Origin of the sequence: Vibrio paracholerae, from assembly GCF_037672085.1 — a bacterium.
In the GTDB taxonomy this organism is placed as follows: Bacteria; Pseudomonadota; Gammaproteobacteria; order Enterobacterales; family Vibrionaceae; genus Vibrio; species Vibrio cholerae.
In genome coordinates this window covers 622,933-638,753 of the sequence record NZ_JBBHLM010000002.1, presented here as the reverse complement: position 1 = coordinate 638,753, position 15,821 = coordinate 622,933, and the positions used below count along the sequence as shown (strand labels likewise).

Below are 15,821 nucleotides of genomic sequence, written 5' to 3'. Positions count from 1 at the left end.
CGTGTTCAAAACCAACCACCCATTACAGCTCATCAAAAGCCGCGATCGCATCAGAAAGCTTTTTCACACCGTGGATCTGCATACCTTCAATACCACCTTTCGGCATATTGGCAATCGGCACAATCGCTTTCTTAAAACCATGTTTGAAGGCTTCGTTAAGGCGCTCTTGACCACTGGGTACGGGACGAATTTCTCCGGCCAATCCGACTTCACCAAAAACCACGACATCTTTTGGCAGCGGACGATCACGAAAACTCGACAATAACGCCATAAGTAGCGCTAAATCTGCACTGGTCTCCGTCACTCTCACACCACCCACTACGTTGACAAACACGTCTTGATCTGCCATTTGCAAACCGCCATGTTTATGTAGCACGGCCAGTAATAAAGAGAGACGGTTTTGTTCTAAGCCAACCGCAACGCGTCTTGGGTTAGCGAGTTGTGAGTAATCGACCAACGCTTGAATCTCGACTAAGAGTGGGCGAGTTCCTTCCCACACCACCATCACTGAGCTACCAGATGTCGCTTCTTCTCCACGAGAAAGGAAAATCGCCGATGGATTACTCACCTCACGCATCCCTTGTCCGGTCATCGCAAACACACCGAGTTCATTGACCGCACCAAAACGGTTTTTATGACTACGAAGTGTACGAAAACGGCTGTCGGTATCACCATCAAGCAGAATCGAGCAATCGATGATGTGTTCAAGAACTTTAGGTCCCGCCAACGTACCATCTTTGGTTACGTGGCCGACAATAAATACCGCCACATTATTTTGTTTGGCATAACGCGTGAGCGCCGTGGCCGATTCACGCACTTGCGCGACACTCCCCGGCGACGATTGCACATCCGCCACATGCATCACTTGAATCGAATCGATGACCATAATGCGCGGCTTTTCTTGCTCAGCAATCTGGCAAATCCGATCCACATTGGTTTCTGAGAGCATTTTTAGATGCTGTTTCGGCAAACCAAGCCGTGAAGCACGCATCGCGACCTGCTGCAACGATTCTTCGCCCGTCACATACAACGTCGGCATCTGTCCGGAAAGTAAACACATGGTTTGCAGTAGTAAGGTCGATTTACCCGCGCCCGGATTACCACCAATCAAAATCGCCGCCCCCGGCACAATTCCACCGCCGAGTACGCGATCTAGTTCTTTAAAGCCACTGGTGAAGCGAGGCACTTCTTGTAAATCAATATCAGCCAAAGTTTGTACTTTCGCTTCAACGGCTCCCGCATAACCGACCAACCGTTCATTGCGCGCCACTTGCGGTGAAGCCGCTAAACGAACTTCTGAAATCGAATTCCACGAACCACAGGCATTACACTGTCCTTGCCAACGCGGAAAATCCGCTCCACATTCATTACATACATAGGCGCGCTTAGCTTTCACAATCAATCCTCGAACTTGCTCTCACTTATCAGGCGTAATACTTTAAGAAAAAGTGGAACGGCTGCAACATATCGCTAAAGATTAGTATGTTGATGCCGATGCATCAGAATGGAAGACACTTTAACAGAAAAGTATGCAGCAGACCGAAATTCTCTCTCTGGTTGAAAGGCTTATCCCCGTTTACCGTTCCGGTGACCTTGACTACCTTTTGTCGCAAATGACCGAAGGGCACCCGCCTTCGGCCAAATTGTTGGTCAAAATGGAACTAAACCGCCTAATGGCACCTTGCACAAAAAGCATTGATTTACGTGGCAAGGTTCAAGGAGAATGTCGGGAATACCATTTTGATGGCCGCCAACACTGGCTTGATGATGTGGCGTTCAACTCTTACCAAAAATGTCTCAAGAAATTTGGGGCTTATACCGAAGGGGTGTGGGAAGCGGTCAATAACACGCGCAATAATTTCCGAGTCATGAAGCAACAAGGCAAACTCGATCCGAAAACAGATCAGCCGAAAGATACGAGTTTTGAAGTTGAGCCGGTCAAGCTCGGATACGACCTCAAACGCCAAGAAAACCGCTTAAAAATCTCCAGCCAGATCGAAATCCATCTGAAGAACGAGCAATTAGTACACGGTCTGAGTGTTGACCTCTCCCCTTCTGGGGCCAAATTAAAAGTGCCAGCAGCATTTGACTACAAGTTGGGCGAGGTGATTCAAGTCTATTTTTCTGACTTAAATAAAACCTCAAACGTGGTGGGACTGCATAAAAGTATCGATTACCGGATTCTCGGCGTCGATGAGTCCTATGACAGCGATGCGATTAAATTTCTGCGGGTATTGAAACTCAGTGACACTGATGTGATTGAAAAAGTCATCGAGGAAGCGATTCAGACCAATACGCAAAAAGCACGCCACGACAACCAAGATAAGATTATCCGTGCGCGTACTCGTGGCTATGAGCACATGTACCTCAAACACACCTGTAATCTACCGCTGTTTTTTAGTGGCAATGAACTCAAGCTAGCGTTACTCACCGAGAACAACCGCCCCATTTGGCAATATTGGCACGATGAGCGTAACCAACAAGCGCTTGGCACCTTATTCAAACCAGAACGCATGACGCACTTAACCGCTCCGGGCGTTCGGGGCAGCAATAATGTGTTGTACGCCTTTAAACATGAGCACCAACACAAGACTTTGTTTTTCTCTATGCTGATGCCAGAGGCGACCCAAGAGCAGCGCAAACTGTTTTGGCATATTGGCGCTAAACGCGATAGCTGGAAAGCGTTTCGACTGTTTGTGTTTGAACTCTCCGAAGAAGAGCGACAAACGCTTGCTGGACACTCTCGTGAATTGGCTAACCAATCCAGCTCGCTGACTCATTGTGGCGTATTGCAAGAAATCAGTGATATTGAAGCGGCACATGACTATTTGCTGGTAGATAAACCCAATTTACCGAGCAGCGCACTGAATGATTTCCGCCACCCGCGTCAAGTCGTCGGTACACCAATGGGCATCTATTTTGATGCGCGCTCACGGCGCAAGGAGCCGCGTTATCGGTTTAGAACACCAGTACAAGTGAGCATAGATGCACTCAAGGTCACGGGAGCAACGGTTGATATCTCTAAACGTGGTCTAAGTTTGCTATTAGATGCGCCACTGGATGTCAAAGCTAACGATCAAGTCTGGGTTGATTACCTTGAGCTCAAGCTGTACGACAAAAACCTTCCCCTAGATAATGCCCCTTACAAAGTGGTGCGTATCGGCCCAGAGGGACGCCGTTTACAACTGGTGATCGAGGAGAATTTACAAACCCTCAAAACCATTACCTTCTTTAATGGCATCATTGAACACAACCAAGACAAGCTACTAATTAAAGAAGAAATACTACCGAGCAACGCCCTACTCGAAAGTTTGCATAATATTCTGCTCGATAAGATGGTGAGTACGCCGTTTTTTGTTGAAAAGGTCGGGAGTAATCTCAAACCCAAAGTGATTGGGGTGAACTACCCACTCCCACCACATCTGGCACTGTTGGCCAAATTGGGAAGTGAGAATCGAATTACTCTGCAACCAATATTTAAGGGACATACCAACTCGTTACTCGCAACGCCAATGAAACGAATTGAAGGCGCGGTACCGCAATACCATGAGGTGTATTTGAGTGCAGTGAAATACGGAACTCGCATTCAATCCGTGGAATCACGTTTGTTGAGTGACTTTACCGATACTCGTGAACGCATCCGTTTTATCCGCCAAGGGCAAGCAATGGGCGAATTCTACGCACTCCGGGTGAGTGGTGTTCCGGTGTTTGCACCGATCACGAATTTGCTACGCAGCGATTTAACCGAGCTGGCGGAGATCAGCCCACACCACGCCAAAAGTTTAGAAAAGGAGATGCTGGCGCAAGTCGGCTATGGTGAATTGGTCGATATTACTGAGGAAGTGTTGATCCGACTTGAGTTGACCTGAGACTAGCGTTATACCCAAACCACTTGGAGTTGCAGGTAGGCGGCAAGTGAGTGAATCCCCATGAGCATAGACAGACTATGTGATTGGGGTGAACGAACGTAGCCAACACTCCTGCAGCTTCAAGTAGGAAGGGTATATCTCTTCCAAACATAAGCCACGTCACTGAACGTGGCTTATTTGATTAATCTAAGTTCTAAGCGCGAGCTAAGGCTTACTTTTCCAACTCAGTTTTTGCTGAACGACCAGTGCGGCAGAAAGGATACACACGACTCCACCTAATCCTGCAAAACGCACCGCCGTTTGCGCCTTGGCTTCAACCTTAGGTTTGGCATGGTATGCCACCCCAAGCCCTGCGGCCGCCATCATCACCAAATCATTTGCGCCATCGCCAACCGCTACCGTGTTATGAATCTCCACATCGTATTGCTGAGTAAGCGTCAGCAAAATATCCGCTTTGGTTTGCGCGGAGACTACCTCTCCCAGCACCTGTCCGGTCAGTTTGCCGTTCACAATTTCTAGAGTGTTGGACTGTGCATAGTCTAGCGACAACTGCTCTTTGAGATAATCAGAGAAGTAGGTAAAGCCGCCCGAGGCGATCGCAACTTTCCAACCAAAGGCATGCAGCGTCGCCACCAGCTCCGGTAATTCAGGCATTAACGGCAGGGTTTCACGTACTTGGCTTAGGATCTGCTCCGGAGCATCTTTAAGTTTACTGACTCGCAAACGTAAACTCTGCTCAAAATCCAGCTCACCTTGCATCGCGCGCTCAGTGACTTCAGCAACCTCGTCTCCGACTCCCGCAAGCTTAGCAATTTCATCAATGCATTCGATCTGGATTGCGGTCGAGTCCATATCCAGCACAATTAACCCCGGCTTGGTGAGATCGGGCACATCCTGAATCCGCGCGTAATCGAGTTCTAACGCATTAAGAATGGTTTCATGCTCAGACGTCAGCTCACCGTCCATCAATGCGACTTCATAACGTCCCACTTTCCACATATCTAAAATGGCATTGAAGCGATTGGTAAAGAAATCCATATCTTCAAATTGAGCTGGGGTTAGATAGGATCCAAACACAATCCAACTGGCTCGTTTTTTCGCTAATTGGGTGACAAAACGCGTTTCAGGAAAACGATTGAGCTGCGTTGTGTGTTTTTTAATCGGTAAAGTTGTTAAAGCATCCATGTCCACTTTCCTTATTCGGTATAGCCAGACGTTACCCTATTGCAATTTAAAAACGCAAGTCTCAATATGAGCGCAGTTGGTTTTTTACAAGGTTATTTCAACATGGATGGTTCACTTTTTTCATTCCGAGTCGTTGTGCGCGTGGCAACGATGTTCGCTGTCGCAGTCATGTTTTTTATCACCATCCAAAACAGCGTTGTGATCAGTAAAGGCAATGAACGTATTCAAGCAAACCAGCTAGAAACCTTAACCAAAGTCCTGATTACTCAAGCGGCGATGTCGGCAGGCAACATGATTGCCGATCAAGATCAGGAACGTTTGTTAACACTTACTAACCAACTCGCGACCGAGCGCCTGGTATTTGATGCCTCGATTTATGATTCTGAAGGCGTATTGCTGGCCGCGAGTGATTCAGCACTCAGCGTGCGTGAAGTGCTGGGTTTAGATACGCCTCTGCATACTGCCAGCATTGGCCGCCAACAATTAGTTGAACCCGTAGTTCACGATGGCAGTTTAATTGGTTTTGTACGGATTACTTTTGAAACCGGTAAAGTGACAGCGATTTCAGACCACCACTACCGTAAGAGCGATCACAACATGTATTGGATGCTGTTGATGAGTTTTGTTAGCGGTGTGCTACTCACGCTGTTACTACGACGCAGACCGAAAAAGCCAACAGGTGAGAACTTACTGCTCAAGCAAGCCGAACAGCCTTTGAATGAGTAAGCGAGATAATAATTGCGTAGTAAAAAAAACCTCAGTACTGACTGAGGTTTTTTGTATCAGGGACAAAAAATAGCGAGATTAATAACCCGCTTGGTCGCCAATCAGTACAGAGTCCAGTGCGATTTCAATCATCTCATTGAAGGTGTTTTGACGCTCTTCTGAGGTGGTTTGCTCACCGGTTTTGATGTGGTCAGACACAGTACAGATCGCCAGTGCTTTCGCGCCGTATTCCGCCGCTACACCGTAAATGCCTGCCGCTTCCATTTCTACGCCAACGATGCCGTATTTATCCATCACATCGAACATGGAAGGATCTGGCGTGTAGAACAGTTCTGCAGAGAACAGGTTGCCAACTTTCACGTCAATACCACGTGCTTTGGCTGCTTCTTCTGCAGCTTTTACCATTTTGTAGTCCGCAATCGCAGCAAAATCATGATCTTTGAAGCGAATACGGTTCACTTTAGAGTCAGTACACGCGCCCATGCCGATCACCACATCACGCACTTTGATGCCTTCGTTCACTGCACCACAGCTACCGACGCGGATGATCTTTTTCACGCCGTAATCTTTGATAAGCTCGGTCACATAGATTGAGCAAGATGGGATACCCATACCATGCCCCATCACAGAGATCTTGCGGCCTTTGTAAGTGCCTGTGTAGCCGAACATATTGCGCACATCACATACTTGAACTGCGTTATCGAGGAAGTTTTCTGCGATGTATTTCGCGCGCAGCGGATCACCCGGCATCAGTACAACGTCAGCGAAATCACCCATTTGCGCATTAATATGTGGAGTTGCCATGTTTTCGTTCCTTTGGTTTGTTGGCTCAATCGCCATCATTCAACAAAACCCTAAGACTGAAACTAGCCTTAGGGTATGCGTATTATAAAAAGTTCTTACCGTAATCCATTGGCGAAGTGCCAAAGTAGCTTGCCAGAGTTTGCCCGATATCAGCAAAAGTGTCACGACGACCTAATGAACCCGGAGCCACTTTCTTGCCATAAACCAGTACCGGAATGTGTTCACGAGTATGGTCAGTGCCCGGCCATGTTGGGTCACATCCGTGATCGGCAGTTAAAATCAGAATGTCATCTTCCTGCATCAGCGCTAGAACTTCAGGTAAACGCTTATCGAAATACTCCAATGCCGCCGCATAACCTGCGACATCACGGCGGTGACCATAAGCCGAGTCAAAATCCACAAAGTTAGTGAATACGATGGTGTTATCACCGGCTTGTTTAATCTGCTCTAAAGTCGCTTCAAACAGATCTGGAATGCCCGTCGCTTTGACTTTGTCGGTAATGCCGCAGTACGCGTAGATATCGGCAATTTTACCGATAGAGACCACTCGGCCTTGCTTCTCTTGCACCAACTTTTGCAACACTGTGGCTGAAGGTGGCTCAACCGACAAGTCACGGCGATTACCGGTACGAGCAAATTGTCCTTTGCCCGGGCCAACGAATGGACGCGCAATGACGCGACCGATGTTGTAATCCGCCAGCTCTTCACGAGCGATTTGGCACAGCTCCAGCAGACGATCTAAACCAAATGTCTCTTCATGGCAGGCAATTTGGAATACGGAATCTGCCGAAGTGTAGAAAATCGGCTTGCCCGTGCGCATATGCTCTTCGCCCAAGTCATCCAGCACTTGAGTGCCCGAGGCGTGGCAGTTGCCTAAAAATCCGTCCAGACCCGCACGCGCTAAAATACGATCGGTCAGCTCTTGCGGGAAGCTATTTTGCTTATCGCTAAAATAGCCCCATTCAAACAGCACTGGTACACCAGCAATTTCCCAGTGGCCTGACGGAGTATCTTTGCCTGATGACAGCTCTGCGGCATGGGCATAAGCGCCGATGATATCCGCACGCTCATCCAGCCCCGGTGCAAAACGTCCCGTCGACTCTTTATGCGCCATCGCCAAACCCAGCTTAGAAAGATTCGGCAGTTGCAATGCGCCTTTACGCTCTGCGTTATCCGCCAAACCTTGCGCACATTGATCTGCAATGTGGCCTAAGGTATCAGAACCAACATCACCAAAGGCTTGTGCATCCGCTGTTGCGCCAATGCCAAACGAGTCTAAAACTAAAATAAATGCTCTTTTCATTGCTCACTCCCCCGAACTTACACGTCTTGTGCTCGAATTTGACGGTAGACATCCGGTGTTGGTAGGTAATATCCGCCCACTTTAATCGCACTTTGTAGTGCATTGGCAGCTTGTTGCCACTGCTCTTCATTGCGGGCATGAATCATTGCTAAAGGTTTGTTGCTGTCGGCGATTTCACCCAGACGGATAAACTGATCAAAGCCGACAGCGTAATCGATGCGATCGGTCGCCACGCGGCGGCCACCGCCCATGCCGACCACCGCCATACCGATGGCACGGGTATCCATCGCAGAAATAACGCCAGATTGCTGAGCGTAAACTGGGCGAACAATTTCGGCTTTCGCAAGATACTTGTCGTAGTTTTCAACAAAATCGCTTGGGCCACCGAGGCCTGCGACCATTTTGCCAAAACGCTCGGCAGCTTGGCCGTTATCCAGCACCGCTTGCAGTTTCTCACGCGCTTGCGCGGTATCTTGGGCTAACTTGCCAAGTACCAGCATTTCTGCACACGACGCCATGGTGACTTCCAGCAGACGCGGATTGCGGTATTCGCCAGTGAGGAAACGTACTGCTTCACGCACTTCCACCGCGTTACCCGCAGAGGACGCCAGCACTTGGTTCATATCGGTTAAAATCGCCGTGGTATTGGTGCCTGCGCCGTTGGCCACTGCCACGATCGATTTGGCGAGCTCTTCAGACGCTTCGTAAGTTGGCATGAAAGCACCAGAGCCAACTTTCACATCCATCACGAGCGATTCAAGGCCAGCCGCCAGTTTCTTAGAAAGAATTGAAGCGGTGATCAGCGAGATGTTATCCACCGTCGCGGTAATATCACGCGTTGCGTACACACGCTTATCCGCCGGAGCCAGATCACCAGTTTGACCGATGATCGCCACGCCTGCTTGTTTGGTCACTTTGCCAAATACGTCATTGGTTGGGGTGATGTTATAGCCAGGGATTGCTTCAAGTTTGTCGAGCGTACCACCGGTGTGACCAAGGCCGCGGCCAGAAATCATCGGCACATAACCGCCACAGGCTGCCACCATAGGGCCAAGCATCAGTGAGGTCACATCACCCACACCGCCCGTGGAGTGTTTATCCACAATCGGACCATCAAAATTCATGTGGCTCCAATCAATCACCATACCGGAATCGCGCATCGCACACGTCAGTGCAATACGCTCAGGCATGGTCATTTCACGGAAAAAAATCGCCATCGCAAACGCGGCAATTTGCCCTTCAGAGACGGTGTTATTCGCTACACCTTGAATGAAGAAGTTGATTTCATCGTTGGTGAGAACTTCACCATCACGCTTTCTGCGGATAATTTCTTGAGGTAAATACTTTGCTTGAGATAAAGACATAGCTGCCTCCCAGTTCCCAAAGAAACTGCGTAGTGTAAAGAGGTTAAGCAGCGCGAAGCCTCGCGCTGCTCTCAGACACAATGGATATTAGTAAGCGGCAGGATCTGCCTTTTGGTCTGTCACTTCTAATGTATTCAGAAGGTTGGTCAGTAGGCTTGAAGCGCCGAAACGGTAGTGACGGCTGTCCGCCCAATCGCCACCAAGGATCTCATCGGCCATAGCCAGATATTGCTGCGCATCTTCTGCGGTACGAACACCACCGGCGGGTTTGAAACCGACGGTTTTGGCTACGCCCATATCACGGATCACTTCCAGCATCATGCGCGCATATTCTGGTGTCGCATTCACTGGCACTTTGCCGGTTGAGGTTTTAATGAAATCTGCGCCTGCTTCAATACAGATTTGAGAGGCTTTTTTGATCAGCGCTTCTTCTTTCAGCTCACCGGTTTCGATGATCACTTTCAGTAGCACTTTGTCGCCACAAGCCGCTTTACACTGTTTCACCAGTTCAAAACCCACTTGCTCGTTGCCTGCGATCAGAGCGCGATATGGGAATACCACATCCACTTCATCAGCACCGTAAGCAACAGCGGCTTTCGTTTCAGCAACGGCGATTTCAATATCGTCATTACCGTGAGGGAAATTGGTTACCGTAGCAATACGGATTTCAGGGGTTCCTTGCTCGCAAAGTGTCTTCTTAGCAATAGGAATAAAGCGAGGATAAATACAGATGGCAGCCGTATTGCCGACTGGACTTTTCGCGTCATGACAAAGTTGGATCACTTTGGCATCCGTATCGTTGTCATTCAACGTGGTGAGATCCATCAGTTTCAGTGCACGTAGAGCTGCTACTTTTAATTCGCTCATTTCTATCTCCGATCAATATAGTCATCTAGTTCACTCCCCAGCAGAGTGCTATTTTCTGCTGAGCAGCCACAAATGAACGGACTTGGTTCCTTGAAGACTCGGTGCTCATGCACCAATTGCTATCCTTGTCACCGCACAGTACCAGTTTGGTTAATGGCACAACAATCTGCGTTTGCGGTATTTTACTGCATACAGGCAAGGCGATTGCCTCCGGCGCTCATCATACTCTTAGTCATGCTGAGAGCCAGCGAAAACTCATCCATATTCCATTAGATAAGCCCGCCACCTGAGCCTAAGCTCACGGTCAAACGCGTGGTGTATTCCGTATTCAATCCACTCGTTTTTTATCCATGGCTACAGTATAGATATTTGTCGCAAAACGGTAGTGCTGCGCGAAGCGCAAACGGTTTGTATCTCAAAAAACAGCTGAAATTTAAAGGGCAATCCCTTACCACACAAGGCTTCAGCTCTGCAATCCATTACAACATTCCCCCTAGGCCTCCCCCTAAAACTCGGGGCACCTAAAAGCAAAACACCCCGCAGCAATCACTTGCTACGGGGTGAATTTAAACGGCGTCTATAAAACTCTGTCTCTATGAATTAGAAAGAGAGGAAGAAGCCAGCGATGGTCGCTGCCATCAGGTTAGATAGAGTACCTGCGATAACCGCTTTGACACCCATACGAGCGATGTCGCCACGACGCTTAGGTGCCAAGCTACCCAAACCACCAAGCAGAATTGCGATAGAAGAAAGGTTCGCAAAACCACACAGAGCGAAAGAGATGATCGCTTTGGTCTTCTCAGACAGAACCACTGGTGCCGCTTCAGTCAGGTAAGGCGCAAACTGAGAGTAAGCAACGAATTCGTTGGCAACGGTTTTTAGACCGATGAACTCACCCGCAACAGTTGCTTCATTCCAAGGAACACCGATCAGGAAAGCCAGAGGTGCAAACAACCAGCCCAGTAGCATTTCCAGTTTCAGTTCAGGCATACCGAACCAACCACCGATGCCACCCAACATACCGTTGATCAGAGCAATCAAACCGATAAAGGCAATCAACATTGCACCTACGTTCAGAGCAAGTTGCAGACCTGCAGAAGCACCGCCAGCAGCCGCATCGATAACGTTAGCCGGTTTGTCATCACCACCATCAAGAGCAATGTCTTCATGGTCTTGTGCTTTTTCAGTTTCAGGCATCATCAGTTTTGCGAACAGTAGACCACCCGGTGCCGCCATGAATGACGCAGCGACCAAGTATTCGATCTTAACGCCCATTGAAGCGTAACCTGCAAGTACACCACCTGCGATAGAAGCCAGACCACCACACATTACCGCAAACAGCTCAGATTGAGTCATTTTTGGAACGAATGGACGAACGACTAATGGTGCTTCAGTTTGACCCACGAAAATGTTTGCAGCAGCAGACATAGATTCAGCGCGTGATGTACCCAGTGCCTTTTGCAGACCACCGCCAAGAATGCGGATAACCCATTGCATAACACCCAAGTAGTACAGTACAGAAATCAGTGCTGAGAAGAAGATCAGTGTTGGTAGCACTTTAAAAGCAAAGATAAAACCAAGACCGTCAACAGAGAAGTTAACTAGGTTACCAAATAGGAAACCTGTACCGTCATTACCATAGTTAATAACATTCGATACGGCATCCGAAAAGCCACGAAGTAGCTCTTGGCCCCAAGGCACATACAGAATAAATGCACCCAGTGAAAATTGGATAGCAAAAGCGCCACCCACAGTTCTTAGATTGATAGCTTTACGGTTACTTGACAGTAGAACTGCGATTCCTAGCAGAACTGCCATGCCGATGAGGCTCATAAACAGGCTCATAGTTTATGACTTCCTTATTAGTTTAATGTTGGCGTGTTACAAAATGGAGCGATTAAGCGGGGGCAATTATACTCACGGGCACAGAGAGAAAGTAATGCAGGATTCACACTTTCGGATAAGATTCATCACGCGTTCACCAATATCTGTGACAGCACTCAACTTTTAGTGACAGATGCGTCATTAACGCTACATCTTGTTTCGGTTTTGTTCACACAAGCCAAACAGAATTTGGCTGTTTTGCCAGAGGATTGGTGCGAGAAATTGCTCCGAAACCCCTTTTAGCTCGGCGAGTGTTTCTAAAACCTTGGGTAATTGAGCGGGATGGTTAGCTTGGCCTTGAAATCCGTTGAGTGGCATATCAGGAGCGTCGGTCTCCAAGACTAAGTGCTCGGGTGCTAATGCCGCAATCGCTTGACGTGTTTTGTTGGCTCTTGGGTAAGTGATGACGCCTCCCACACCAATCTTAAACCCTAGGTCTACAAACTGTTGCGCTTCTTGCACACTGCCAGAAAAAGCATGCAGCACACCACCTTGTTGAAAACGCTGCAGTTTCAATAACTGTAACAATCGATTGTGAGTACGTCGGCTATGCAAAATCACGGGCAGTTTTGCCTGTGAAGCCATAGAGAGTTGGGCGATTAGCATCTGCTCTTGTAGCACCACATCGACGTCTATCATGCCATCTAAACCGCACTCCCCAACGGCTACACAAGCCTGTTCTGCCTGCATTAGAGCCTTTTCTAACGCAGGTAAATGGGTCGGTGAAGAGGCATCTAAATAGAGCGGATGAAATCCCAACGCATAGTAAATGGTAGAGGGAAAGCGCTGCGCAAGCTCAGTCACGGTCTGCCAATCTTGCGGCCCAATCGATGGCACAACGAGCCGCCTAACCCCATGCTGCGCCGCTTTTTGCAACTCAAGCTCAGGGGTGGCAGTAAACGGAGGAAAATCAAAGTGGCAATGGGTGTCAAACAACGCCCATTCAAGCGGAGGTGGAATCGTCTCGTTCATTGGCCGGATCTTTTCGATAAGGAACACAACTGCGCTTTTGCCCCGGCGTTAACCCCATACTTTGGCACCAAGCATCGTATTTCGCAATCCAACGTTTTAACCATAGCCACATCATGTGTTCCTTATTTTGAACCTTGGAGGTTATTGCTCTTCGCGCTTAAACACCAACTCGGTGGGTGTTGATTCACTTGCCACAAAATAGTAGCCCGCAGTGTTAAAACCTTCTAAATCCTTTACCGATTTAATTCGATTTTCAATGATGTAGCGAGCCATCATGCCGCGTGCTTTCTTCGCAAAGAAGCTGATGATTTTATATTGGCCGTTTTTGGCATCTTTAAAGATTGGCGTCACAATTTGCGCGTTCAATCGCTTCGGATTGACCGCTTTGAAATACTCATTAGAGGCAAGGTTTACCAGTACATTATCACCTTGTGCTTCAATCGCTTGATTGAGCTTCTCCGTAATAATGTCCCCCCAAAACTGATACAGATTCGCACCACGCGCGTTGGCTAATTTTGTGCCCATTTCTAGACGATAAGGCTGCATCAAATCCAGCGGGCGCAACACGCCATACAAGCCAGAGAGCATACGCAGATGTTGCTGGGCAAAATCCAAATCTTGTGAAGAGAGTGTTTCCGCTTCCAGCCCAGTGTATACATCACCTTTGAAAGCGAAAATCGCCTGTCGTGCGTTATCGAGAGTGAAGGTTTCACTCCACTGCGCAAATCGAGCCACATTGAGTCCGGCAATTTTATCGCTGACGCTCATCAGCTCAGAAACATCCTGTGATGACAAAGTACGACAGACTTGAATTAACTCTGCCGAATGCGCGGTTAATTCAGGCTGCGTAAAGTTTGAGGTTGAAACGGGAGATTCATAATCCAGCGTTTTCGCAGGTGAAACGACAATCAGCATAATAATTCCTATCTTTTGTTGAGCGTGTAGCCAACCGACTTGAAACGACAGCACTGGCCGTTATTCCAAGTGATTAGATTTTTTATAAGATTACGCAAGTTAGGGTACAAAAAAAGCCATGCGGTGTCTGCATGGCTTTTTCAATTTCTGACATCGGCGCTGTCTATGACGCTTTATTGTTATCCCAAATGCCATCTTCAAGCTGAGATTTCAGCTCTGGATAGTCATTGGCATCAAAGGTCGGTACTTTGCCGGCATCCAACTGACGGTTGTAATCTTTCGCCAGTTTAATCACGATGCCAGAGAGCAAGAGGATAGCCACTAAGTTCACAATCGCCATCAAGCCCATCGAGACATCCGCCATCGCCCACACTGTTGGCAGTGTCGCCAATGATCCAAACATCACCATTGCTAAGAACACCAAACGGAAAACGACTAATCCTCTCTTGTTATTATGCTCAAGGAAAATCAGGTTAGTTTCAGCATAAGAATAGTTGGCGATAATTGAAGTGAAGGCGAAGAAGAAGATCGCAACCGCAATAAAGATACCGCCCCAATCCCCTACTTGTGAACTGAGTGCACGCTGAGTCAGCTCAATACCCGTTAACTCGCCGTGCGGTACATACTCACCCGACATGAGGATAATCGCCACTGTCGCGGTACAGATCACAATCGTATCGATAAACACACCAAGCATTTGCACGTAACCTTGTGAAGCTGGGTGTGGTGGATATGGCGTTGCAGAAGCCGCAGCGTTAGGTGCAGAACCCATGCCCGCTTCGTTTGAGAACAAACCACGTTTCACACCGTTGATCATAGCTTGTGCAATCGCATAGCCTAGGCCACCTGCAGCCGCTTCTTGTAAACCGAAGGCACTTTTGAAAATGAGGCTAATCGCATCTGGTACTTTCTCATAATTCATGACCACGACAAACAGAGCAATCGCCAGATAAGCAAACGCCATGAAAGGCACAATCAGCTCTGCGGTACGTGCAATCTTACGGATACCACCAAAAATCACGAAAGCGGTCAGCAACACGATACCAATACCGATCAGCATGGGTTCAAAACCGAAAGCCGTTTTCATCGCACTGGTAATTGAGTTGGCTTGTACCGCATTAAACACCAAACCAAACGCAATGATCAGGAAGATGGAGAACAACACCCCCATCCAACGCATACCAAGGCCTTTTTCCATGTAATACGCTGGACCGCCGCGGTAATTGCCATCTTTGTCACGCGTTTTATACAACTGGGCTAAGGTACTTTCAGCAAAAGAAGTCGCCATGCCTAACATAGCAATCAACCACATCCAGAAGATGGCGCCAGGACCACCAGCGGTTAAAGCAACCGCAACCCCCGCCATGTTCCCCGTACCGACACGCGCAGCAAGGCTGGTACATAACGCTTGGAAAGAGGAGATGCCAGCGTTATCCGCTTTACGGCTATTTTTGAGGACGGTAAAAGTGTGGGTGAAATGACGAAATTGGATAAAACCCAATCGCAAAGTGAAGTAGATACCGACCCCGACCAATAGGTATACCAAGATGGAACCCCATAGTAGGTCATTCATTAAATTAATTAAGTCTGTCACAGGAACCTCGCATAGAGTGATGAGCTGCTCTGACTCCGATGAGTAAGAGTTTCTGTTACACGGATACGGTATTGAGATTATCTTTTTGCCGTGTATGTCATGGCACTCTCGAGCAGAAGAGACCTCGAAAAGCACCCAGCCTATTTTTTGACGGGCGGATAATGCAACCTCAATCCGCAAAAATCAATATGAACGAAATTGCATTAAAATGTTATTTTTCACCTTAAAATCACGCTTTATTAACATCAATAAAACCATTTGAATTACAAACCAAGAACAAAACACAAACAAAAAGCACACAAATCAGTACATTTATTCACCACAAATGCTTTGTTGCA

14 protein-coding genes are annotated in these 15,821 nt (G+C 48.0%); 3 read left to right on the top strand and 11 right to left on the bottom strand.

Features of this window, described 5'->3' with window-relative positions:
* Nucleotides 1-22 precede the first annotated feature (22 nt).
* Entirely contained in the window at nucleotides 23-1,399 is a 1,377-nt protein-coding gene (radA, locus tag R4537_RS08245) for a DNA repair protein RadA (protein ID WP_071179245.1), read from the bottom strand.
* Between the two features lie 130 nt (nucleotides 1,400-1,529).
* On the opposite strand from radA, the gene R4537_RS08240 reads away from it, so the two are divergent.
* Nucleotides 1,530-3,869 carry a PilZ domain-containing protein gene (locus R4537_RS08240; RefSeq protein ID WP_071179201.1) on the top strand — a complete coding sequence of 780 codons (2,340 nt, stop codon included), beginning with the start codon at nucleotides 1,530-1,532 and terminating at the stop codon, nucleotides 3,867-3,869.
* Nucleotides 3,870-4,073: 204 nt separating this feature from the next.
* Here the strand turns inward: R4537_RS08240 and serB are convergent, their stop codons facing one another.
* On the bottom strand, nucleotides 4,074-5,054 hold the full coding sequence (serB, locus tag R4537_RS08235) for a phosphoserine phosphatase (protein ID WP_071179202.1): 981 nt from the start codon (nucleotides 5,052-5,054) through the stop codon (nucleotides 4,074-4,076).
* Nucleotides 5,055-5,156: 102 nt separating this feature from the next.
* Here serB and R4537_RS08230 point away from each other — a divergent pair, with 102 nt between their 5' ends.
* Nucleotides 5,157-5,780 carry a YtjB family periplasmic protein gene (locus tag R4537_RS08230; protein ID WP_002032837.1) on the top strand — a complete coding sequence of 208 codons (624 nt, stop codon included), beginning with the start codon at nucleotides 5,157-5,159 and terminating at the stop codon, nucleotides 5,778-5,780.
* Between the two features lie 78 nt (nucleotides 5,781-5,858).
* Here the strand turns inward: R4537_RS08230 and deoD are convergent, their stop codons facing one another.
* From deoD to deoC, 4 genes are all read right to left on the bottom strand, one after another.
* Nucleotides 5,859-6,584, bottom strand: coding sequence for a purine-nucleoside phosphorylase (gene deoD / locus R4537_RS08225; protein WP_000224887.1), 726 nt, complete (start codon nucleotides 6,582-6,584; stop codon nucleotides 5,859-5,861).
* An 82-nt stretch (nucleotides 6,585-6,666) separates the two neighbouring features.
* Nucleotides 6,667-7,887 (bottom strand): phosphopentomutase, encoded by a 1,221-nt coding sequence (locus R4537_RS08220; protein ID WP_071179203.1) that lies wholly within the window; start codon nucleotides 7,885-7,887, stop codon nucleotides 6,667-6,669.
* 17 nt (nucleotides 7,888-7,904) lie between these two features.
* The gene (deoA, locus tag R4537_RS08215) at nucleotides 7,905-9,251 is read right to left on the bottom strand and encodes a thymidine phosphorylase (protein ID WP_071179204.1); all 1,347 of its coding nucleotides are present in this window, start codon (nucleotides 9,249-9,251) and stop codon (nucleotides 7,905-7,907) included.
* 87 nt (nucleotides 9,252-9,338) lie between these two features.
* Complete coding sequence (gene deoC, locus R4537_RS08210; RefSeq protein ID WP_071179205.1) at nucleotides 9,339-10,118, bottom strand: deoxyribose-phosphate aldolase; 780 nt, start codon at nucleotides 10,116-10,118, stop codon at nucleotides 9,339-9,341.
* A gap of 107 nt (nucleotides 10,119-10,225) precedes the next feature.
* Here deoC and R4537_RS08205 point away from each other — a divergent pair, with 107 nt between their 5' ends.
* Nucleotides 10,226-10,408, top strand: a complete 183-nt coding sequence (locus R4537_RS08205; RefSeq protein ID WP_001911798.1) for a hypothetical protein — start codon at nucleotides 10,226-10,228, stop codon at nucleotides 10,406-10,408.
* A 310-nt stretch (nucleotides 10,409-10,718) separates the two neighbouring features.
* On the opposite strand, the gene R4537_RS08200 is transcribed toward R4537_RS08205, so the two are convergent.
* From R4537_RS08200 to R4537_RS08180, 5 genes are all read right to left on the bottom strand, one after another.
* Nucleotides 10,719-11,963 carry a NupC/NupG family nucleoside CNT transporter gene (locus R4537_RS08200; RefSeq protein WP_002032843.1) on the bottom strand — a complete coding sequence of 415 codons (1,245 nt, stop codon included), beginning with the start codon at nucleotides 11,961-11,963 and terminating at the stop codon, nucleotides 10,719-10,721.
* A 186-nt stretch (nucleotides 11,964-12,149) separates the two neighbouring features.
* Nucleotides 12,150-12,974, bottom strand: a complete 825-nt coding sequence (locus tag R4537_RS08195; protein ID WP_071179206.1) for a TatD family hydrolase — start codon at nucleotides 12,972-12,974, stop codon at nucleotides 12,150-12,152.
* Nucleotides 12,946-13,086 carry a DUF5363 family protein gene (locus tag R4537_RS08190; protein WP_001913748.1) on the bottom strand — a complete coding sequence of 47 codons (141 nt, stop codon included), beginning with the start codon at nucleotides 13,084-13,086 and terminating at the stop codon, nucleotides 12,946-12,948. The genes R4537_RS08195 and R4537_RS08190 overlap by 29 nt, the downstream gene beginning before the upstream one ends.
* Before the next feature lie 29 nt (nucleotides 13,087-13,115).
* The gene (yaaA, locus tag R4537_RS08185; protein ID WP_002032846.1) at nucleotides 13,116-13,889 is read right to left on the bottom strand and encodes a peroxide stress protein YaaA; all 774 of its coding nucleotides are present in this window, start codon (nucleotides 13,887-13,889) and stop codon (nucleotides 13,116-13,118) included.
* 163 nt (nucleotides 13,890-14,052) lie between these two features.
* Nucleotides 14,053-15,483 carry an alanine/glycine:cation symporter family protein gene (locus R4537_RS08180; RefSeq protein WP_032482678.1) on the bottom strand — a complete coding sequence of 477 codons (1,431 nt, stop codon included), beginning with the start codon at nucleotides 15,481-15,483 and terminating at the stop codon, nucleotides 14,053-14,055.
* Between the last annotated feature and the right edge of the window lie 338 nt (nucleotides 15,484-15,821).

What these genes read in the sequence shown, in the direction of transcription:
- R4537_RS08205 (WP_001911798.1), top strand. Translation starts at nt 10,226, where the DNA reads ATGCACCAATTGCTATCCTTGTCACCGCACAGTACCAGTTTGGTTAAT.
- R4537_RS08190 (WP_001913748.1), bottom strand. Translation starts at nt 13,086, where the DNA reads ATGTGGCTATGGTTAAAACGTTGGATTGCGAAATACGATGCTTGGTGC.
- serB (WP_071179202.1), bottom strand. Translation starts at nt 5,054, where the DNA reads ATGGATGCTTTAACAACTTTACCGATTAAAAAACACACAACGCAGCTC.
- R4537_RS08240 (WP_071179201.1), top strand. Translation starts at nt 1,530, where the DNA reads ATGCAGCAGACCGAAATTCTCTCTCTGGTTGAAAGGCTTATCCCCGTT.
- R4537_RS08200 (WP_002032843.1), bottom strand. Translation starts at nt 11,963, where the DNA reads ATGAGCCTGTTTATGAGCCTCATCGGCATGGCAGTTCTGCTAGGAATC.
- deoC (WP_071179205.1), bottom strand. Translation starts at nt 10,118, where the DNA reads ATGAGCGAATTAAAAGTAGCAGCTCTACGTGCACTGAAACTGATGGAT.
- R4537_RS08220 (WP_071179203.1), bottom strand. Translation starts at nt 7,887, where the DNA reads ATGAAAAGAGCATTTATTTTAGTTTTAGACTCGTTTGGCATTGGCGCA.
- yaaA (WP_002032846.1), bottom strand. Translation starts at nt 13,889, where the DNA reads ATGCTGATTGTCGTTTCACCTGCGAAAACGCTGGATTATGAATCTCCC.
- deoD (WP_000224887.1), bottom strand. Translation starts at nt 6,584, where the DNA reads ATGGCAACTCCACATATTAATGCGCAAATGGGTGATTTCGCTGACGTT.
- R4537_RS08195 (WP_071179206.1), bottom strand. Translation starts at nt 12,974, where the DNA reads ATGAACGAGACGATTCCACCTCCGCTTGAATGGGCGTTGTTTGACACC.
- deoA (WP_071179204.1), bottom strand. Translation starts at nt 9,251, where the DNA reads ATGTCTTTATCTCAAGCAAAGTATTTACCTCAAGAAATTATCCGCAGA.
- R4537_RS08230 (WP_002032837.1), top strand. Translation starts at nt 5,157, where the DNA reads ATGGATGGTTCACTTTTTTCATTCCGAGTCGTTGTGCGCGTGGCAACG.